The organism is Tamlana crocina (genome assembly GCA_040429635.1).
Lineage (GTDB): Bacteria > Bacteroidota > Bacteroidia > Flavobacteriales > Flavobacteriaceae > Flavisericum > Flavisericum crocinum.
The window spans coordinates 3675585-3696027 of the sequence record CP158972.1 but is presented as its reverse complement, the minus strand read 5'-3'; the positions used below and the strand labels follow the sequence as shown (position 1 = coordinate 3696027).

Genomic DNA, 20443 nt, shown 5'->3' with positions numbered 1-20443 from the left:
ACCCCAATAATTAAAACATTATATTAACTTAACGGAAAATAATCTGGAATACTATGGAAAAAAAAGCCAAGGTAAAGCGAACGGTTTCATTAGAAAATTACGGTATTAAAAATGCAACGGTAAGATATCAACTGTCGCCCGATGAGTTGCACAAAATTACTATAGAAAAGGGGCAAGGTGTTGAGGCTTCTTCTGGGGCGTTGGCCGTGAATACAGGAGAGTTTACGGGGCGGTCACCGCAAGATCGGTTTATTGTAAAGGATAAAATAACCGAAGATAAAATTTGGTGGGGCAACATTAATATTCCGTTTGATGGGGATGCCTTCGATGCGCTTTACAGAGAAGTAACAGATTATTTGTCCAACAAAGAGATTTTTGTGCGCGATTGTTACGCTTGCGCCGATGAAAATTATAAAATGAATATTCGTGTTATTAACGAATATCCTTGGAGCAACCTGTTTGCATACAATATGTTTTTGCGTCCCGTTGAGGAAGATATAAAACGTTTTGAGCCCGAGTGGACGGTTGTGAATGCGCCAGGTTTTAGAGCCAATCCGGATGAAGATGGCACACGCCAGCATAATTTTGCGATTTTGAACTTTACAAAAAAAATAGCCCTTATTGGCGGAACGGGTTACACGGGCGAAATTAAAAAAGGTATCTTTTCGGCGTTGAATTTTATCCTTCCGGTAGAAAAAAACACATTGCCCATGCACTGTAGTGCGAATGTTGGAAAAAAAGGGGATACCGCAATTTTCTTTGGGCTTTCGGGTACTGGGAAAACGACGCTTTCAACTGATCCGAACCGCAGTTTAATCGGTGATGATGAACACGGGTGGACTTCTGAAAATTCGGTGTTTAATTTTGAAGGCGGATGCTATGCCAAAGTCATCAATCTGTCGAGAGATAACGAACCTGAAATTTACGCTGCCATTAAAAAAGGGGCTATTCTCGAAAATGTGATTTTAGATAAGGACGGGAATGTAGATTTTGCGGATACCTCCATTACCCAAAATACGAGAGTTAGTTACCCCATCCATCATATCGAAAACATTAAAATTCCTTCCATCGGTAAAAATCCAAAGAATATATTCTTTTTAACGGCCGATGCTTTTGGTGTTATTCCGCCCATTTCAAAATTAACACCTAGCCAAGCGGCCTATCATTTTATTTCGGGCTATACGGCTAAGGTAGCAGGAACCGAAGCAGGCGTGGTGGAGCCTGTGCCTTCATTTTCGGCCTGTTTTGGAGCGCCTTTTATGCCATTGCACCCCTCGAAGTATGCCGAAATGTTGAGCAAAAAAATGATTGATGCCGGTGTAAATGTTTGGTTGGTCAATACCGGTTGGACTGGCGGACCTTATGGCGTTGGCAAACGCATGGAACTCAAATACACCCGAGCTATGATAAACGCAGTTTTAAATGGCGATTTAGGACTTTACAATTACGACGATTACCATATACATTCGGTTTTTGGAGTGGCACAGCCTCGCAGTTGTCCGGGGGTACCAACCAGCGTACTAAGTCCAAGGGCTACTTGGAACGACGATGAAGCTTACTACACAACGGCATTTAAATTAACCAATGCTTTTAGAAACAACTTTAAAAAGTTTGAAGCCCATTGTAGTGAGGAAATTAGGCGTGGCGGCCCACAGCGCTATGCGTTTTAAAACGGGGAAGAAATACAGTGCGAATTACACACAGCGCCAAATGAAAATAGGGATGACTTAAACTTAAGTCATCCCTATTTTTTTATAAAAGTTTGGTTTGTTTATTTTCCTTTGTTAACCTTTTCAATGTACTTTTCCAAAGCCATGGTCATTGATGGTGTTTCGGGGGTTGGGGCAGCGATATCTACTCGAAGTCCTTTTTCCTCAACAGCCTTTATGGTCGTGTTTCCAAATACAGCAATCCGGGTGTTGTTTTGCTTAAAATCTGGGAAGTTTTGAAATAACGATTCAATTCCAGATGGGCTAAAGAACACTAAAACATCGTAGGTCACATTCTCCAAATCAGACAAATCACTAACCACCGTTTTGTAAAAAGTAGCTTGTTTCCAATCTACACCAAGTGCATCTAAAGTGTTAGGTACTTCGGGCTTCACCTTATCGGTATTTGGTAGCAGAAACTTTTCGTCTTTATACTTTTTGATTAACGGCGAAAGCTCGGCAAATGTACGTTTGCCCACATAAATTTTACGTTTTCTGTATACCACGTATTTTTGAAGGTAGTATGCAACAGCTTCCGATTGGCAAAAGTACTTTAAGGTATCTGGTACTTTAAAGCGCATCTCTTTAGCAACTCTAAAAAAATGGTCTACGGCATTTCTACTGGTAAGTATAATTGCCGTGTATTTGCTCAAATCTACTTTTTGTTGCCTTACTTCTTTAGCGGGTACGCCTTCAACGTGGATAAATGGTCTGAAATCAATTTTTACGCGTTGTTTTTCCTGTAAATCGAAATATGGCGAATTCTCAACTTTTGGTTCTGGTTGAGACACTAAAATTGTTTTCACTTTCATAAGCGCGGGCAGTTTTTCTTTTATTTATCGATAAACACCTTATATAAAATTACATAAGGCGCAATTTCGAGAGCGCAAAGATATAAAATAAAATAAAATATGTTGTGTTTTATTAAACTTTGATGCTCTTTAAAAGAACTTGTTAATCCTACAATATTTAAAATTAACAGTAAGATAATAATGCCGTAAATTAATGATGTATTTGGTGTGAAACTAAAAAGCAATAAAGCATTTATGGGCAATAAAATAAGACCTAGGTAATTTTTAAAGCTTATTTTGTGAAAAATGTATTGGTCAATTAATTTATCAATTTCAAAAAGGCTCCCAATAAGGCGTTCGGCAAGTACTTTTATTAAAATAAAAACCGCGATACCTACTAGTAATTTAAACATGTCGTCCATTGAAAGTTGGTAGTGTTCTTTAATATGGCGCATGCCTATAAAGCAGAACACCAATACCGAAAGCACCAAATTGGTAAAGAGCAGGGCATCAAACTTATCGAAGAATTTTTGCTCGCGAGAGTAAATTTTAAGGTATTTATCGTTGCCCAAAACCAAAACAAAGTCGTCAAAACGCTTTGGAGCGGTTAGTTTTGCGGCCGCAACTACCACCAACCCAATAACCATAAGAATGGTAAATAATTCGTTTGAAACTATATGGCGTAACATGGCGTAAAATTATTATATTTTTTAAAATCGGTATGTATAATTAGGTAATATTTAAAAAAAATAAACACTGATTAACGTACATTTGCGGAAAACCTTTTAAAGCTTTTTTTAAAACCAACTTATGGCCAAAATTGTTGTAATTATCCCAACATATAATGAGATTGATAATATTGAAGCTATTATCAGGGCTGTACTTTCGCAGGCGGAAAACATTGATGTGTTGATAGTTGACGATAATTCGCCAGATTTAACGGGGTTAAAAGTAAAAGAACTACAAAAAGAATTTTACAGCCGTTTGTTTTTGGAAACGCGAAAGGAAAAAGCAGGTTTGGGTACGGCTTACATACATGGTTTTAAGTGGAGTTTAGAGCGGGCGTACGATTACATTTTTGAAATGGATGCCGACTTTTCGCACAACCCCAACGATATTTTAAGACTATACGAAGCCTGTAAAGAACAAAACGCCCATATGGCCATTGGTTCCAGATATGTTAAGGGTGTTAATGTGGTAAACTGGCCCATGGCACGTGTGCTCATGTCCTACTTCGCATCAAAATATGTGCGCCTCATTACTGGGATGAAAATCCATGATGCCACAGCCGGTTTTGTGTGTTACAAAAGGCACGTTTTGGAAAGTATTGATCTTAATAAAGTGAAATTTATTGGTTATGCTTTTCAAATTGAAATGAAATTTAAAGCGTATATTAAAAACTTTAAAATTGCTGAAGTGCCTGTTATTTTTACCGATAGAACCAAAGGCGAATCGAAGTTGAGTTCAGGAATTATTTCAGAAGCCATTTTTGGAGTGATTTCTATGAAATTGAAAAGTTTGTTTAAAAAATAGAATCTTTTTTTATGAAAAAAACTACTTTAATAAAGAATGCCAATATTGTAAATGAAGGCACTGTTTTTAGTGGCGATATTTTAATTGAGGGCGAATTTATAAAGCGTATAGCCGATTCCATTAGTCCGAAATCGGCAGATGTAAATGTGGTGGATGCCGAAGGTAAATACATTTTACCCGGAGCTATAGACGATCAAGTGCACTTTAGGGAACCGGGGCTAACGCAAAAGGCAAATATCGAGACGGAAAGTAAGGCGGCGATTGCCGGAGGTATAACCTCGTTTATTGAAATGCCCAATACCAACCCGCAAACCACCACCATTGAAAAGCTTGAAGAAAAATTTAAAATAGCCGAAAAAACATCTTCGGCCAACTATTCGTTTATGTTTGGTGGCACCAACGATAATTTAGACGAAATTTTAAAACTGGAATCTGGACAAGTAGCGGGACTAAAATTGTTTTTGGGCTCTTCAACGGGCAATATGTTAGTTGATGATCCGGAAGTGTTGGAAAAGATTTTCAAAAGTACCGATATGGTTATTTCGGTGCATTGCGAGGATGAAGGCACTATAAAAAGCAATTTTAAAAAATACCACGATAAGTATGGTGATGATATTCCTATTAAATATCACCCTGAAATAAGAAGCGAAGAGGCTTGTTATCTGTCGTCTTCAACAGCTATTGAATTGGCCAAAAAAACAGGGGCGCGTCTGCATATTTTTCACCTTTCAACCGGGAAGGAAACAGAATTGTTTAGCAATAAAATTCCTTTAAAAGATAAAAAAATAACTGCCGAAGTTTGTATTCACCACCTGTGGTTTTCAGATGAAGATTACGAGAAAAAAGGTACACTTATTAAGTGGAACCCCGCCGTAAAGAAGGCTTTAGACCGTGAGCAATTATGGGAAGCCCTTTTAGATGATAGGATTGATGTGATAGCTACAGACCATGCGCCACATACTATAAAGGAGAAAAATAACGTTTATACCAGTGCGCCGTCGGGTGGACCATTAGTACAACATGCTTTACCAGCCATGCTGGAAATGTATCACCGTGGAAAAATAACTTTGGAAAAAGTGGTTGAAAAAATGTGCCACAATCCAGCCATTTTATTCCAAGTAGAAAAGCGTGGTTACATTCGTGAGGGCTATTATGCCGATTTGGTAATGGTTGATTTGAACAACCCATGGACGGTAAATAAAGACAATATTTTATACAAGTGCGGATGGTCGCCATTTGAGGGCACAACCTTTAAATCGAGAATTACACATACCTTTTTAAATGGTAGTTTGGTGTATCAAAATTCAAAGTTTAGCAAAGAAAAAGCGGCTAAACGATTAACGTTCGATAGATGATTTTTAGAAAATTAATAGGTGTTATTGGCTTGCTTTTTTTTGTTGTGGCATGCAACAGATTGAAAGCCCCCGATAAACCCAAAAATCTCCTTTCAAAAAAGGAAATGGTCAACATCATAATTGACGCCAAAATAATTTCTTCGGCTAGTTCCATTAACAAAAGAACGATGCAGGACAGCGGAGTGGTGGTTAATGATTATGTGTTTAAGCGCCATAATATTGATAGTTTGCAGTTTGCTGAAAGCAATAACTATTACGCCTTTCACGTGAAGGAATATGATGCTATTTACACCATGGTTTCCGATAGTTTGGAAAAACTGAAGGAAAAGCTAAAAGAGCAGGAGGCTGAAGAGTGGAAAACACAAACCAAGCGAGAGGAAGACTCTTTGAAAGCGATTAAAAAAGATACGATAGAGGAGGTTGTGAAAGTTGTAGATTCTTTAAAGTTGAAGCAAAGGGATTCGTTGACCGAAAAATTGCTTCAAAAAAGGGTAAAGGAAGGCAAAGGTTTAATTGCCCCTATTTTAGATACTGTTTCCCTACAGAATTAATAGTGTTTTCCATGTCTTGAAACTCAAAATCTAAAGCATCTTTTATTTTTTGGCTGCTGTAATCGTGTTTTGTGGTTAACGATTTGGCCAATTGTTTGGTGAGCTGTCGGCGTTTCCCTGTTATTTTATGAGTTAGCCAATCGAGTCGCCAAGCGATATTCAGCAGGGTTTTATTGATTTCTTTTTTAGGTGGTTTGGCATTTACCGATTTTGCCAAAGTTTGAAGAAATTTTTTGTAGCTCCAATCTTCGGCCACTAAAATATATCGTTCGTTGCTGATGGTGCTGTCCATTAATTCCACCATCACCGAAACAACATCCTCAACAGCAACAAGCCCGACTGAACCTGCGGTGTAAAAACTTAAACCTTTTGCGGCTCTTTTAAATAAACTGCCCGAGCCGTAACGCCAAATTCCAGAGCCAATAATAACACCGGGATTTACAATAACAGCGTTGAGCCCTTCTTGTGTGCCGCGCCAAACTTCCATTTCAGCACCATATTTAGTAATGGCATAAACGCTGTTGTCGGTTTCAGGATTCCAAAAGGTGTTTTCGGTAATGGGGTCGTTGTTTAAAGTACTTCCTAAAGTAGCCACCGAACTGGCGTAGCACAATTTTTGGATGTTTTTCGCCAACGAAATATTAACAATATTTGCAGTGCCTTCAATATTGGTTTTTCGTAAAAGTTGGTATTTATCCGGCTCGAACGATACAAAAGCAGCACAATGGTACACCTGTGTAATACCGTTAAAAGCTTCGGTTAAAGCGGGAATGTCTAAAATATCAGCTTCAAACCATTCGATTTTATTAAAAATAGTTTCGTAGTCGTCCGTGTAGCAGGAAAAAACATTTCTGGTGTTGTCGATTTTGCGTTCGTTTCTAAAAATGGCCCGAACGGCTTTACCTTCACTTGCCAGTTTATAAAGCAAATGGGCGCCGACCAAACCCGTTCCTCCTGTTACTAAAATCATAAAAACGAAATTAAAGAAATATTCAATAACGCCCGGTAATTATACCCGTATTTTTATCTTTGCATAGTTTTTTAAAAAGTAAACCATGATAAAGAATTTTGTTGAAGAATTAACTTGGCGCGGCATGATACAGGATAGCATGCCCGGAACAGAAGAACACTTAATGGAAGCCATGCGCCAGGCGTATGTGGGGATTGATCCCACGGCCGATTCTTTACACATTGGGCACTTGGTGGGCGTTATGGGGCTGAAGCATTTTCAGTTGGCCGGCCACAAACCCGTAGCTTTGGTAGGTGGTGCTACAGGAATGATTGGAGATCCTTCTGGGAAATCTGCCGAAAGAAATCTGTTGGATGAAGAAACCTTAAGGCACAACCAAAACGCTATTAAAGAACAGTTATCGCGATTTTTGGATTTCGATAGCGACGCCGAAAATGCAGCTATTATCGTGAACAATTACGATTGGATGAAGAACTTTTCGTTTTTAGAGTTCATTCGCGATGTGGGTAAGCATATCACTGTTAATTATATGATGGCGAAAGATTCTGTGAAGAAACGTTTGTCGTCTGATGCCTCGGTGGGGATGAGTTTTACCGAGTTCACCTATCAATTGGTGCAAGGTTACGATTTTTTGCATTTGTACCGCGATAAAAACTGTACACTGCAAATGGGCGGAAGTGACCAATGGGGGAATATTACCACGGGAACGGAACTCATAAGAAGAATAGATTCCGGAAAAGGATATGCCTTAACTTGGCCATTGATTACAAAAGCTGATGGTACTAAATTCGGAAAAACCGAAGGCGGCAATATTTGGTTGGATGCCAACCGAACATCACCTTATAAATTTTTTCAATATTGGTTAAATACCAGCGATGTAGATGCCGAAAAGTACATTAAAATATTCACGTTTTTAAGTCGTGAAGAGATAGAGGCTTTGGTGAAAGAACACAACGAAGCGCCTCACATGCGTGCTTTACAGAAACGTTTGGCTGAAGAGATTACGACGATGGTACACTCTAAAGAGGATTTGGAGAATGCTATAAAAGCGAGCAATATTCTTTTTGGAAAATCGACTGCGGAGGACTTAAAACAACTTAACGAGCAAACCTTTTTGGATGTGTTTGATGGTGTGCCACAAATGCAGTTGCCAAAATCTGAAATTGAAAACGGCTTGGACGTTATAGCGGCATTGGCTGAAAAAGGAGGTTTTTTAAAATCGAACGGGGAAGCAAGACGCGCCTTAAAGGAAAACTCCATTTCGGTGAATAAAGAAAAAGTAAATGAAGACTATAGCATTACAGCAGAAGATTTGATAAACAATAAATTTGTTTTGCTTCAGCGGGGCAAGAAGAATTATTTTGTGTTACAATTCAATTAAAATAAACGCGGCTCGAATTTAAATTCGGGCCGCGTTGTTAACAAACCAAACTAATAACTAAATTTTTCTTTTTATTAGCTGGTTTTTAAGTCGTTAGTTTGCTTTAAACCTTACAATTTATAATATTTTTTTAAAGCGCTAACAGGTTGCAACCTCGAATATCTGAATGGTCGAAACGGCCAATCACCTCAAAAGTGCCATTGGCGTGTACACGACCTAAATCTTGTGTGGCAATAAAAGCACAGGAGTTGATGTTGGTCAAATCGATAACATTGATGCCGCCTGCTTTTTGTTGGGTATTTATTGTCAGTGGATCTTCGGTATCTCGGGTTAAAGTTTTCATCCACGGTGGGCATTCAAAAACACCTTTCCCTTTGGAGTAGCCCTGACTTAAAAGTTCGGTCATTCCGTATTCGCTATGGATGTGTTCAACTCCAAATCCACGTTTTAATTCCTGGTGAAGCTCGGCACGAATCATTTCTTTCCGTCGCCCTTTCATACCGCCCGTTTCCATAACTATGGTGTTTTTAAGTTCGAATTGGTGGGTTTCAACCAAATCTAACAACGCAAAAGAAACCCCAATGAGCAATATTTTTTTTCCTTCAGCATCCAATTTTGTGAGTCGCTTTTGTAATTCCGAAAGGTTGTTGAGGTAAAAGCCACTTTCGGGTTGTTCGGAGGCTTTAATTAAAGTATCGACCATGTAAATAAGTGATGAACCTTCGCGCTCCAAATACGATGGGAGCAAAGCTAAAACCACATAATCTTTTATGTTTCCGTAAAAATGTTCGAAGCCTTTACTGAAACTTTCTTTGTAAATATTTAAATCAGTCACAAGATGTCTGCTGGTGGCACTTCCAGTAGTGCCCGAGCTGGTAAATGTGGTTTCAATCGGTGCTGTGCTGCTCAAAACATCCCGGGTTTTAAAAAACTGAATGGGTAAAAACGGAATATCGACTATCGTTTTTACGTCGCTGGGATGTTTGTACAATAAATCGCAAAATGAACGGTACACTCTATTATTTTCAAATTGAAATTTGAAAACCTCTAATGCTTTTTTTTCAAATTCATTAGTGTTTTTTATGTTGAAAATAGAGTTTGGGTCTATCATAAAAACGGATGTAAATTATAGATTCGGTTTAGCTAGTGACAAAAATATATAAAATAAAAAAGCGTTACCAGTATGGATAACGCTTTAGGGTATAAAAGAGTAAAGTATGTTTATTTTACGACTAGTTTTTTAGTCGATAGTTTTCCGTTTTGGAAGGCCTTAATAAGGTACACCCCGGCCTGTAAACTCGATATGTCTATTTTGTTATTTATAACGGATGGCTTTAAAACTTGTTTCCCGATGAGATTGTAAATGGTCACGTCCATTTTTTCGGTGCTGTTGCTGCTTATATTAACATGTCCTAATGATGTAGGGTTAGGAAAAATGTTAAAATTAGTTATTTCGGTTGTTTTGTTAGAAAGTGTGTTGGTGTCAACAAAAGACAAGTCATCCCAATATACAGTGGCGTTGTTGTATGATCTTACCTCAAATCTAAATCCGTCTACGCCAGAACTAGGTGCGGTTACAGTAGCCGTATATTGTTGCCAAGTAGGGCTACTTGTAAAATAATCATTGTTTGGTCCGCGTAGTGCATCATCAGTGCTCGCATCAGCAACTGTTGAAGTTCCATTAAGCCAATAGCTCCAAATCCTAGCATCACTGCCGTCGCCAGTCTCAACATAATACCAAAGGGAAATTTGATAAGTTTCTCCAGGTTGAATGGATACCGATTGAGTTAAGTCTCTGGTGCTGGTAGCAATTACTTTTAAAGCGTTAGACCCTGCATGAATGGTTGATGTTTCCTGTGCGACACTTTCGTATTTGTCCCATCCAGAAGGAGTGTTGGGGTCGTCCCAATTCTCAAAGTTACCATTGGTCAATAGTTCTTGGCCAAAACAGAATGAAGTCATTGAAAGAGTAAGTAAAAAAACATAAAGATTTTTCATAGTTGATGTGTGTTTAATTAAAGACTAAAAGTAATGGTTGCTCTTTAATTAAATTTATGAAAAACCTGAATTTGTTGGTTTTTTTACATTGAAGTAACGATTTCTTTACTTTATCACTAATTTTCGGGCTTCGCTTATCCCATTTTCAGTAATCTTCAAAATATAAACACCGGGGTTTAATTGCGAAATGTTTAACTGCTTCCCTCTTAAAACCGTTGCAAAAAGGCGTTTGCCCAAAACATCGAAAAATTCAATGTTTTTGTCAGAATTCAAATTTGATTGAATGGTTAAAAAAGATTGTGTTGCACTGCTTAAAGGGTTGGGGTAAACGGTTAGCCCTTCAATATTTTTTTCAATTGAACGCGTTCGTGCCATGCTTTGTGCCGTAATATCTTGGGCGAGAAACAAGGAGAAAAAGAGGAATAAAAAAGCCAAGTAGTTTTTTTTCATTTATTTGAAATTTATACCAATCTTGTTCAAAGGATTAATTACAAAGTTAATAGGAGTAATCAAAATTGATGCCAAAACCTTGTTAAAAATGCTGTTAATCTGATGAAAATTCGATGAAAGTTAACTTTGTGTAAGTAGTTTGTTATCTTAATGTTATTTATAAACGCTATTTTAAGGAATTGTGTTTTAAGTTTTATCTTTACTTCGATAAAAACAGTAGTTGACAAATGAAAAAAAAGGACATCAAAATATTATTGGTTGATGACGAACCAGATATTTTAGAAATTGTTGGTTATAATCTTAGCAACGAAGGCTATCAAGTAATTACTGCCGAAAACGGATTGGAAGGCGTTAAAAAGGCAAAAAAAGAATTACCGCATCTAATTATTTTGGATGTGATGATGCCCGAAATGGATGGCATTGAAGCTTGTGAGCAAATCCGAAAAAATCCCGATTTAAAAAATACCATGGTTACCTTTTTAACGGCACGAGGCGAAGACTATTCGCAGGTGGCTGGTTTTGATGCGGGAGCCGACGATTATATAACAAAACCCATAAAACCCAAAGTGCTTATCAGTAAAGTGAAAGCGCTTTTAAGACGCTTTAAAGAAGAAGACGTTGACGATACGGTAAAGGTAGGTAGTTTGGTGATAAATCGCGACGAATACAAGATTACTTCAAAAGGAAAAGAAATAATATTGCCTCGAAAAGAATTTGAATTGTTATCTTTATTGGCATCTAAGCCCGGTAAGGTTTTCAAAAGAGACGAAATTCTGGATACCGTTTGGGGTAACGAAGTGGTTGTGGGAGGCCGTACCATCGATGTCCACATCAGGAAACTTCGTGAAAAACTGGGCGACGAAAGTTTTAAAACCATAAAAGGCGTAGGCTATAAGTTTGTAGATTAATATTAATGCAGACAAAATTTAAGAGGTCGTATAAGTTTGCGATAAAAACATCGCTATACATCACTATTTACATAACACTCCTTATGAGTGTTTTTTTGTATTATTTCTACGAGTTTAAGTGGTACCAGGTTTTGGGTATTTCCGTTAGTTTGTTCGTGTTTTGTTTTTTTATCATTCAATACAGTATTGAGCGATTTATATACAAAAGGGTGAAAAAAATATACGACGATTTAACTCTACTCGAATCGGCAAACTTAAGCAAAGGACCCATTACTACCGATATGCGGACACTTACGCAGGAAATCGACAAGTTTGCCAGACACAAAAAGATTGAAATAGAAACCCTAAAAGTTAGGGAAGAGTACCGAAAAGAATTTTTTGGTAACGTATCGCACGAACTTAAAACGCCGCTGTTTACCGTTCAAGGCTATATTTTAACCTTGCTGGATGGCGCCATGGACGACAAAAACATCAGGGAAAAATATTTACTTCGGGCCAGTAAAGGTATTGAGCGTTTGGGATACATTGTTAAGGATTTGGATATGATTACCAAATTGGAGGTAGGCGATTTACGTTTGAAAATGGAAACATTTGATATTGTTGAACTCACCCGAAGTGTGTTCGATATGTTGGAAATGAAGGCAGCCAAAAAGAAAATTACGCTAACCTTCGATCGCGATTATCCCAACGCCATAATGGTCCGTGCCGATAAAGAGCGCATCCAACAAGTTTTGGTGAATTTAGTGGTAAATTCCCTGAAATACGGAAACCAGAAAGGCACCACTGAAATTAGTATTGAAAATCTCATAAAAAACAAAGTTATCGTGAGGGTAACCGATAATGGCGAAGGCATCGGTAAAGCACACTTGCCACGACTATTCGAGCGTTTTTATCGGGTTGATAAAAGTGGCTCCAGAAAAGAAGGTGGCTCCGGTTTGGGACTTTCCATAGTTAAGCATATTATTGAAGCGCACGAAGAAAAAATATACGTAGAAAGTGAGTACGGAGTGGGCAGCGAGTTTTCGTTCACTTTAGAAAAGGCTGAATAATTCCTTATAATCCACATTAAAATTAAACGCTTTTAGCCCCATGTAATTTTGAGCTTGGTTGAGTTTGTCGAGACTAAAATCGTCCTGTTTACAACTGGGTACCATTTGCATTTCGGTGAGTCTTTCGGCTAGGTAAACCTGTTCAAACTGTCCGGGCGTGGGTATAAAAAAGGCCTTTTTGTTCAGTTTGGCTAAATCCATTACGGTAGTGTAACCCGACCGCGAAATGATTAACTTACTTTCGTTAATGGTCTTTTCTAACAATTTTGAGGTCATAAAATTGTAAATGGTCATGTTGCCGATAACCTGAATGGTCTGCTCGGTTTCCATGATGCCTTTTACAAATACCACTTTGCCTTTATAATTTTTAAGTTCTGAAAACAACTTTTTTTCAAGGAGGGTGCGCTGCGGTTCCGGTCCCGAAAGCAAAACCATTAAATCGTTTTTAGTTTCGTTTGTGGTCGGGGTAAACCTGCTTAGTGGGCCGATGTATTTGGTGGGGATGTTGAAAGTTTTTACGTGCCCCAGTTTTCCGCTCAAATTAATTTCTCCTTCGGTATCCGGCACCCAGCACTCGTCAAATTTTTGAATGAATTTTTGATGCATTTTAGTGCTAAACCAAGTGGTGCTTCCGCTTAAAACATTCAATTGGTGTGTGATAAATATGGACGGCACTTTTTTGTTTCGAACACCCAATCGGTTATCTGAAATGATTCCGGCAATATCGTTGTGCTCCAAAATATCTTTTACGGCTTTTTTTTCAGCTGTAATGGCTTTTAGCAATTTTGGGGAATCCTTGATGAGTTTCAGCTTAAAAAGTTTTCCGTTTTTGGCGTATGTGACATTGTACGAAGGTAGTTCGATTGAAGACAGATTGGGGAATTCTTTCCGCAGCAGCGACAACGCCACGCCATCACTCGCAATAACGGGTACGAAATCTTGTTCCATTAAGGCGTTTATAATGGGGATACATCGGGTGGCATGACCCAAGCCCCAATTCAGCGGTGCAACTAAAATCCGTTTTTTCATTTAGATATTTATAGCGTGTTAATTATTGCCAAAGGTGTGGCACCACGCATGTTTATAAAAATTCAAAAATAAGGCTATGACGGCTGTTGTATATTTCCTTAATTTTACCAAAAATAAAATAATAATAAGAAATAGTTAACAAGCCTTGGGAAGCAAGAATAAACTTAGACGATTTAAGGAAAACGAAACCTTTGCGAATGTGTTTCAGCCAACACGCGATGATTTGGTAAATTCCAATTACAATTTGAAAGGAAACTGGCAAAAGGAAGTATTTAAAAATAACAACCCGATAGTTTTGGAATTGGGCTGCGGAAAAGGAGAATACTCAGTAGCTTTGGCGCAAAAGTATCCCAACAAAAACTTTATCGGCATCGATATTAAAGGCGCACGCTTTTGGCGCGGAGCTAAAACGGCGGTTGAAGATAATATTCCCAATGTCGCTTTTTTGCGTACCCAAATAGAATTGATTGAGTATGCTTTTGCCGAAAATGAAGTTGATGAAATTTGGATTACTTTCCCCGATCCACAAATAAAATATAAGCGCACCAAACACCGTATGACCAACACTGCGTTTTTGCAACGCTACAAAAAAGTGCTAAAACCCGATGGTGTTGTAAACCTGAAAACGGACAGTGAATTTATGCACGGCTACACGTTAGGGCTATTGCACGGTGAAGGCCACGAGGTGCTTTATGCGAACCACAATGTATATAAGCAGGAAGGCAGTCCAGAGGATGTCACAGCCGTTCAAACCTTTTACGAATCGCAATATTTAGAACAGAACAAACCAATTACGTATATTCGGTTTAAAATTAAGTAACCGTGGATATTACCCTAATTTTCTTTCTAGGAGTTATTTTTGCGCTAATTGGGGTAATTCCGCCTGGTTTGCTTAATATGACGGCAGCTAAAATTAGCCTTAAAGAAGGGCATGTTCGAGGTATTATGTTTTCCATTGGGGTTTGTGTGGTAGTGTTCGCTCAAACCTATTTAGCGGCCATATTTGCCCGGTATTTAAGTAAACATCCTGAAGCGGTTAGCGTACTTCGAGGGGTGGCTTTGGTGATTTTTATATTAATCACCATTTATTTTTTGTTTGTTGCCAAGTCGGCACCCAAACAGCAAATAGAACCAAAAATGAGAAGCAAGCACAGTCGGTTTTTTCAAGGTATTTTGTTGTCGGCTATCAATATGTTTCCCATTCCCTATCAGGCTTATATAACTATTACATTGGCTTCCGTAGGTTGGATGTCTTTCGAGCAAAGTAACATACTATCTTATGTGGCAGGAGCAGGTACAGGTACGTTCGTTACGTTGTACATGTATATTTTCTTTTTCGATAAAATAAAGGATAAGCAGTTTACCAGCCAGAGAAACATGAATTTTATAATTGGCGGCATTACGGGGATCATTTCGATTATTACATTAATTAATATCCTAAAGGACTTTTGGCAATGAAACCCGAAACATTGAGTTTTTTCGATAGGGTTTATGAGGTATCCAAACAAATACCTTACGGAAGGGTAACCAGTTACGGCGCCATAGCCAGATATTTAGGTGCGGCCAGAAGCGCCCGAATGGTGGGTTATGCCATGAATGGCTCTTCCGGTAATGATGTTCCGGCCCACCGTGTTGTAAACCGAAAAGGCCTCCTCACTGGGAAACAGCACTTTGAAGGCACCAACCTGATGCAGCAATTGTTGGAGAGTGAAGGCATTGAAGTGATTGAAAACCAAATACAAAATTTTGAAAAGGTGTTTTGGGATCCTAGTGAAGAATTGTGATTTCTACTTTTTTGTGAATTTTATGGTGTGGTTACCTAAATTCGTTTTCACTTTTACAAAGTAATTTCCAGAAGATAGTTTGTCGGTTGACACCTCGGTGTTCATTGTATATTCAGGAAATGGGATTTGCAATACCAACTGGCCCCAAACATCGTAAAAACTTATAAGTTCAATGGCTCTCTTAGTGTTGACGGAGATTTTATCTTCTGAGGGGTTAGGATAAAGTGAAAGGCAGTTAACGTCATGGTTTTTCGAGTTGCTTAATGAGTTGCTAATTTTTGTTGCGTATTTGTTGGTTATTATTGGTGCATTATAGTCAAAGTAAATTTCAGCTTCGTTTTCAAAAATATCTCCGATCTGTAATGTTGGCAAGGTCTTTATTTTAAAAGAAACATAACCGTCATTATTGGCATCATCAAAAGGCAAATTAATTTCCTCAAAAATAAATTCTACATTGTCACCATTAATTTCAGTGACCATTGGATGACTTGAACCTGTAACCATCAGTGAGTTAATGTCTAATTTGTTGCCGTCAATAACGTCCTTTACTATAACATTAACGGCTTCAGCAGACCCAGTGTTTTCACAACGAATTAAGTAGTGTACATAATTACCAATTAAATCGGGAGTAATAGTGTTGCCTTCCAAGCAAGTTTTGTCATTAGGATCGAAGGAATTAACAACTGTTTGATTAAGTGTAAAAGTATTGTCGGTTTCAGTATAGTCTCCTGTAATTGGGGAAATACTGGCCGTAAAGTTTAAAATGTCGCCATCATTAACTGAAGGTGTTTCCAGAGGCGTGTTTATGTTGAATATAATTGAAATTTCATTCGACTGGAAAGGCTGTAAATTACTATAGTTCCAAGTAAGTGAGCCGTTTGATTGTGTACTGACTTCAGGGCTGGAGGAAGTCAGGTCTAATATGTCATCTTGAAAGTCAATTTCAATAGAACCAGATAATGTCTGGTTTCCTTTATTTTTATAGATTATTTTATACTCACTGTTAAAACCAGGTCTGGCTCTGGTTATTGGGATAATTATTACTTCTAAATCGTTGTATGTGCCATTTGGCGTAATGCAGAAATTTTGAGCTACTGAAAATCCATCATCAGGAAAATTAACTGTTAAAACTTCTGGTGATATTTTAAAAAATTCAGGGTTTTCTAAAATAGGTGTTACACTATAACTTCCTTTGTTTACAGAGGTCTTAAAGGAACCAGAAAAATTCGATATAAACTGGCCGTTAATTTCGGAACTACTAACATTATATTTCACATTGGCGTAAAAAGGAACCGCATCGCTACAGTCCCCTCCATTTTGATTTAAAATGTTTTGCCCTTCAATAACGAAAGATTCACCACCTGGAGTAAAGCTGCAATAAGTATTGACCTCACAACCGCTGTATCCGTAGAGGTCAATGAGTTCTTGTATTTTTGATATTTCAAAATCATCAGCACAGATATATTCTAAATTTGGGTTGTTTTCAAAATTAATGGTAGTTGTAGATTCATTAAAAGTGGTCTCGTTTATGCCATTTTTTAGAAATAATGTTACTAGTTTGTTGTCGTTGCATTCTAAATGGTCTAAATTATAAGCCGTTGTGCAATCTAACTCTGTTAAATTGTTATTGTGGCATTTGATAAGTGCCACATTGCTGTTTTCAATTGATAGAGATTCTAATTTATTGTCATTACAATGAAGAAACTCTAATGCTTCTAAATTAGAAACGTCTAGAGATGTTAGATTATTAAAAGAACATTTCAATGATTGAAGAGCATTCAGGTTTTCGACGTTTAGACTAGAAATTTGGTTGTTTGAACAATTTATCGTTTTAATTTTGTAAAGGTTATCCACATTTAAACTTGCCAATTCATTATAATCACAATTTAAATAGTCGAGATTAATAGCAGAGGAGATATCTAGATTATTTATTTTATTATTGTTGCAAATTAAGCGTGTAATCTTGGTTAGCCCACCAACCATTAAATTATTTAACAAGTTGTAGTTACAAGTCAAATTCTCTAAATCAATAAGGTTGCTAACATCTAGGTTGGTTAATTGGTTGTAATTGCAAGTTAATTTTTTCAGTTTTGTTAAGGAGCTAATGTCAAGCGTAGTTAGTTTGTTGTTGTACAGGTTTAACTCTTCAAGGTTTGCCAAGGTGCTAATATTTATATCCGATATTTGGTTTGAAGAAGATTTTAATGTTTTAAGATTGGTTAACTTGCTAATGTTTGATTCTAAAATACTATATGAACGATTCGCGCTCAAATCTAAAAATAGTAGACTGTTAGTGTCGTTTAAGGTTAAACTCGATATTCTATTGCCATAACAGTCTAAGGTTTCAAGATTTAGTAGAAGTGATACATCTAAAGTTTCGATATTATTTCTTTTACATATTAAAGTTTTTAGATTAATAAACTTTTCAATGCCTACCATGCTATTAATAGAGTGATATATATCGTATTCAAACTGAGAAATGCCCATTAAAGAAGCAATATTGAGGCTTGAGAGGTCTAAACTCGTTGTGCTCTGAGCTTCTGATATTTGTATTTCATTATCCCCATTGGTGTCAATACCCAAAACAATCAGTGCATTTTTAAAGTTAGGGTCTTCAAAACTTATATTTTGGGAAAAAATGCATTGAGCAAAAAAAAGGGCTAATAAAGAAAAGCAGAAATATTTCATAAATATAATTTGCAGTAAATATATTTCAATTTGTCAGCTTAGGTAGGTGTTTTAGTTCATTTTAGATTAAATGAACAATAAATTTGATGAAGTGTTTAGGGATACTTTAGAGTGCTTGTCATTCTTTCAGATTAGTTAAGAATTTAAAAAAGCACAAATTTAACACGATAATCAAGCACAATAAGGGTATAGTCAAAACTTCTAACAACCGCCTTCTGTCTTCTAGCTTATTTACTTATCTTTGCATTTGGATTTATTCTGAATAAAAACGATGAAACTTAACAAGAACGATATATTAAAGGCGTTGGAAACCATAACAGTACCAGGTGAAGGACAAAATATGGTGGAAAGCGGAGCGGTAAAAAACGTTGTCACTTTTGGTGATGAGGTGATTGTGGATATTACCATAAAAAATCCTAGCCTGCAGGCGAAAAAACGAACCGAGGTCGATATTTTAAAAACCATTCACGAGCAGGTTTACGAAAAGGCTAAAATAAAAGTGAACGTAACCGTTGATGCGCCCGAAAAGCCCAAAGCCAATGTTATAAAAGGAAAACCAATACCTGGTATTCAAAATATAATTGCCGTAGCATCTGGTAAAGGTGGCGTGGGTAAATCTACTGTTACAGCAAATTTAGCGGTGTCATTATCTAAAATGGGCTTTAAAGTAGGGGTGTTAGATGCCGATATTTATGGGCCTTCTATTCCGATTATGTTCGATGTTGAAGCCGAAAAACCTTTGGCAGTAAACGTTGAAGGAAAATCTAAAATGAAACCCATTGAAAACTATGGTGTAAAAGTGTTGTCAATTGGGTTTTTTACCCAGCCCAACCAAGCGGTAGTTTGGCGAGGACCAATGGCGGCCAAAGCCTTAAATCAAATGATTTTTGATGCCCACTGGGGTGAACTGGATTTCTTATTACTGGACTTACCTCCAGGAACGGGCGATATCCATTTAAGTATTATGCAGTCTTTGCCCATTACGGGAGCGGTAGTGGTGAGTACGCCTCAAAATGTGGCGCTTGCCGATGCTAAAAAAGGGGTGGCCATGTTCCAACAGGAAAGTATCAATGTGCCTGTTTTGGGTATTATAGAAAACATGGCGTACTTTACACCAGCCGAATTGCCCGATAACAAATATTATATCTTCGGAAAAGAAGGTGCAAAAAACTTGGCCGATGATTTAGGCGTACCGTTTTTAGGCGAAATTCCTTTGGTGCAAAGTATTCGGGAAGCAGGTGATGTGGGGCGACCTGCTGCGTTACAGACAGCAACACCACTCGAGCAGTCTTTCGAAAAATTGACACAAAATGTGGTTCAGGAAGTGGTACGACGTAACGACGATTTACCACCTACCGAAGCCATTAAAATAACAACTATGGCCGGCTGTTCGGCAGTGAAAAAGTAAATATATTGCAACCTTTTGTAATTAAGGATAAGTAATTGCAACTAAACAGATATGACTTCAGAAGAATTAAGAGAAAAAGTAGAAATAGCGCTAGAGGAAATCCGACCGTTCCTTCAAAGTGATGGTGGTGATATTTCGTTATTGTCCATTGAGGACGATAAATTGGTGAAGGTTCAGTTAAGCGGTGCTTGCGTGGGCTGTAGCGTCAATCAAATGACGCTAAAATCAGGGGTTGAGATGACCATTAAAAAACATGCTCCACAAATCGAGCAGGTGGTTAATATCGAAGCTTAGATTTTTCAAATAAAAACTGATAAACTTTCAATCAGAATAAGTTTATAATGTCAATTGGCATGTGAAAATATAGGAATTTTAATGATTTCTTATTTTTACGTGCCCTTTTTCAAATTGGCATTAAATTCCTATTAAAATATACACACATACCTTAAATTTGTGGCACGAAAAATGACGTGCTATTTAAAAACACAAAACTTTAGTAATGAGCGACATTAACATAAAAATAACCGACAGAGACGGCGTAACCCACGAGATTGTTGCACCCACCGATATGGCCATGAACCTCATGGAAGTAGTGCGTAGCTACGAGTTGGCACCAGAGGGAACTATTGGTATTTGTGGAGGTATGGCCATGTGTGCGTCCTGCCAGTGCTATGTGTTGAGCGATCATGAACTGCCCGAAATGACTGATGACGAAGACGCCATGCTAGCAGAAGCTTTCGATGTTAAGGATAATAGCCGTTTGGGTTGTCAAATTCAAATGACGCCAGAGATGGAAGGTCTTGAAGTTGAATTGGCTCCTGAAAGTTAATTTTTATTTG

The 20443-nt window shown here is 37.7% G+C and carries 21 protein-coding genes; 13 read left to right on the top strand and 8 right to left on the bottom strand.

The genetic code is table 11. The features are described from left to right. Window positions 1-53 precede the first annotated feature (53 nt). Window positions 54-1670: a phosphoenolpyruvate carboxykinase (ATP) gene (gene pckA, locus ABI125_16120; GenBank protein XCF06232.1), complete on the top strand. Its 1617-nt coding sequence runs from the start codon at window positions 54-56 to the stop codon at window positions 1668-1670. Between the two features lie 101 nt (window positions 1671-1771). Here the strand turns inward: pckA and ABI125_16115 are convergent, their stop codons facing one another. After that, entirely contained in the window at window positions 1772-2521 is a 750-nt protein-coding gene (locus tag ABI125_16115) for a uroporphyrinogen-III synthase (protein ID XCF06231.1), read from the bottom strand. A 20-nt stretch (window positions 2522-2541) separates the two neighbouring features. Continuing rightward, window positions 2542-3189: a DUF4271 domain-containing protein gene (locus ABI125_16110; GenBank protein ID XCF06230.1), complete on the bottom strand. Its 648-nt coding sequence runs from the start codon at window positions 3187-3189 to the stop codon at window positions 2542-2544. A gap of 121 nt (window positions 3190-3310) precedes the next feature. Between ABI125_16110 and ABI125_16105 the strand changes: the two genes are divergently transcribed. From ABI125_16105 to ABI125_16095, 3 genes are read left to right on the top strand one after another with little or no spacing between them, the layout of a single operon-like run. Continuing rightward, window positions 3311-4033, top strand: a complete 723-nt coding sequence (locus tag ABI125_16105) for a polyprenol monophosphomannose synthase (protein XCF06229.1) — start codon at window positions 3311-3313, stop codon at window positions 4031-4033. An 11-nt stretch (window positions 4034-4044) separates the two neighbouring features. Continuing rightward, the gene (locus tag ABI125_16100) at window positions 4045-5388 is read left to right on the top strand and encodes a dihydroorotase (GenBank protein ID XCF06228.1); all 1344 of its coding nucleotides are present in this window, start codon (window positions 4045-4047) and stop codon (window positions 5386-5388) included. Beyond that, on the top strand, window positions 5385-5939 hold the full coding sequence (locus ABI125_16095; protein ID XCF06227.1) for a DUF4296 domain-containing protein: 555 nt from the start codon (window positions 5385-5387) through the stop codon (window positions 5937-5939). Before ABI125_16100 ends, ABI125_16095 begins: the two co-directional genes overlap by 4 nt. On the opposite strand, the gene ABI125_16090 is transcribed toward ABI125_16095, so the two are convergent. Beyond that, on the bottom strand, window positions 5908-6909 hold the full coding sequence (locus ABI125_16090; protein XCF06226.1) for an NAD-dependent epimerase/dehydratase family protein: 1002 nt from the start codon (window positions 6907-6909) through the stop codon (window positions 5908-5910). The two genes, ABI125_16095 and ABI125_16090, sit on opposite strands and share 32 nt — an antisense overlap. A gap of 85 nt (window positions 6910-6994) precedes the next feature. On the opposite strand from ABI125_16090, the gene tyrS reads away from it, so the two are divergent. Next, window positions 6995-8290 (top strand): tyrosine--tRNA ligase, encoded by a 1296-nt coding sequence (gene tyrS / locus ABI125_16085; GenBank protein XCF06225.1) that lies wholly within the window; start codon window positions 6995-6997, stop codon window positions 8288-8290. A gap of 130 nt (window positions 8291-8420) precedes the next feature. On the opposite strand, the gene ABI125_16080 is transcribed toward tyrS, so the two are convergent. The 3 genes from ABI125_16080 to ABI125_16070 all read right to left on the bottom strand — a co-directional run bounded on the left by ABI125_16080 (window position 8421) and on the right by ABI125_16070 (window position 10738). Further along, entirely contained in the window at window positions 8421-9401 is a 981-nt protein-coding gene (locus tag ABI125_16080; protein ID XCF06224.1) for an acyl transferase, read from the bottom strand. A 110-nt stretch (window positions 9402-9511) separates the two neighbouring features. Then, complete coding sequence (locus ABI125_16075; GenBank protein XCF06223.1) at window positions 9512-10288, bottom strand: T9SS type A sorting domain-containing protein; 777 nt, start codon at window positions 10286-10288, stop codon at window positions 9512-9514. 105 nt (window positions 10289-10393) lie between these two features. Beyond that, entirely contained in the window at window positions 10394-10738 is a 345-nt protein-coding gene (locus ABI125_16070) for a T9SS type A sorting domain-containing protein (GenBank protein XCF06222.1), read from the bottom strand. Window positions 10739-10965: 227 nt separating this feature from the next. Here ABI125_16070 and ABI125_16065 point away from each other — a divergent pair, with 227 nt between their 5' ends. Next, window positions 10966-11646, top strand: a complete 681-nt coding sequence (locus ABI125_16065) for a response regulator transcription factor (GenBank protein ID XCF06221.1) — start codon at window positions 10966-10968, stop codon at window positions 11644-11646. 5 nt (window positions 11647-11651) lie between these two features. Next, window positions 11652-12695 (top strand): ATP-binding protein, encoded by a 1044-nt coding sequence (locus tag ABI125_16060; protein ID XCF06220.1) that lies wholly within the window; start codon window positions 11652-11654, stop codon window positions 12693-12695. Here ABI125_16060 and ABI125_16055 read toward each other — a convergent pair. Beyond that, complete coding sequence (locus ABI125_16055; GenBank protein XCF06219.1) at window positions 12678-13724, bottom strand: glycosyltransferase; 1047 nt, start codon at window positions 13722-13724, stop codon at window positions 12678-12680. The two genes, ABI125_16060 and ABI125_16055, sit on opposite strands and share 18 nt — an antisense overlap. Window positions 13725-13869: 145 nt before the next feature. Between ABI125_16055 and trmB the strand changes: the two genes are divergently transcribed. The 3 genes from trmB to ABI125_16040 are packed head-to-tail and all read left to right on the top strand — an operon-like array spanning window position 13870 to window position 15508. Then, window positions 13870-14544 (top strand): tRNA (guanosine(46)-N7)-methyltransferase TrmB, encoded by a 675-nt coding sequence (gene trmB, locus ABI125_16050; GenBank protein XCF06218.1) that lies wholly within the window; start codon window positions 13870-13872, stop codon window positions 14542-14544. 2 nt (window positions 14545-14546) lie between these two features. After that, on the top strand, window positions 14547-15182 hold the full coding sequence (locus ABI125_16045) for a LysE family transporter (GenBank protein ID XCF06217.1): 636 nt from the start codon (window positions 14547-14549) through the stop codon (window positions 15180-15182). Next, window positions 15179-15508 carry an MGMT family protein gene (locus ABI125_16040; GenBank protein XCF06216.1) on the top strand — a complete coding sequence of 110 codons (330 nt, stop codon included), beginning with the start codon at window positions 15179-15181 and terminating at the stop codon, window positions 15506-15508. The genes ABI125_16045 and ABI125_16040 overlap by 4 nt, the downstream gene beginning before the upstream one ends. A 3-nt stretch (window positions 15509-15511) precedes the next feature. Here the strand turns inward: ABI125_16040 and ABI125_16035 are convergent, their stop codons facing one another. Then, window positions 15512-18196, bottom strand: a complete 2685-nt coding sequence (locus ABI125_16035; GenBank protein XCF06215.1) for a T9SS type A sorting domain-containing protein — start codon at window positions 18194-18196, stop codon at window positions 15512-15514. A gap of 271 nt (window positions 18197-18467) precedes the next feature. Between ABI125_16035 and ABI125_16030 the strand changes: the two genes are divergently transcribed. The 3 genes from ABI125_16030 (at window position 18468) to ABI125_16020 (ending at window position 20433) form a co-directional block, all read left to right on the top strand. Next, window positions 18468-19604: an Mrp/NBP35 family ATP-binding protein gene (locus ABI125_16030; protein ID XCF06214.1), complete on the top strand. Its 1137-nt coding sequence runs from the start codon at window positions 18468-18470 to the stop codon at window positions 19602-19604. 51 nt (window positions 19605-19655) lie between these two features. Further along, a complete protein-coding gene (locus ABI125_16025) occupies window positions 19656-19898 on the top strand; it encodes a NifU family protein (protein ID XCF06213.1) in 243 nt (80 codons plus the stop codon). A 205-nt stretch (window positions 19899-20103) separates the two neighbouring features. Next, window positions 20104-20433, top strand: coding sequence for a 2Fe-2S iron-sulfur cluster-binding protein (locus ABI125_16020; protein ID XCF06212.1), 330 nt, complete (start codon window positions 20104-20106; stop codon window positions 20431-20433). The last annotated feature ends 10 nt before the right edge of the window (window positions 20434-20443 follow it).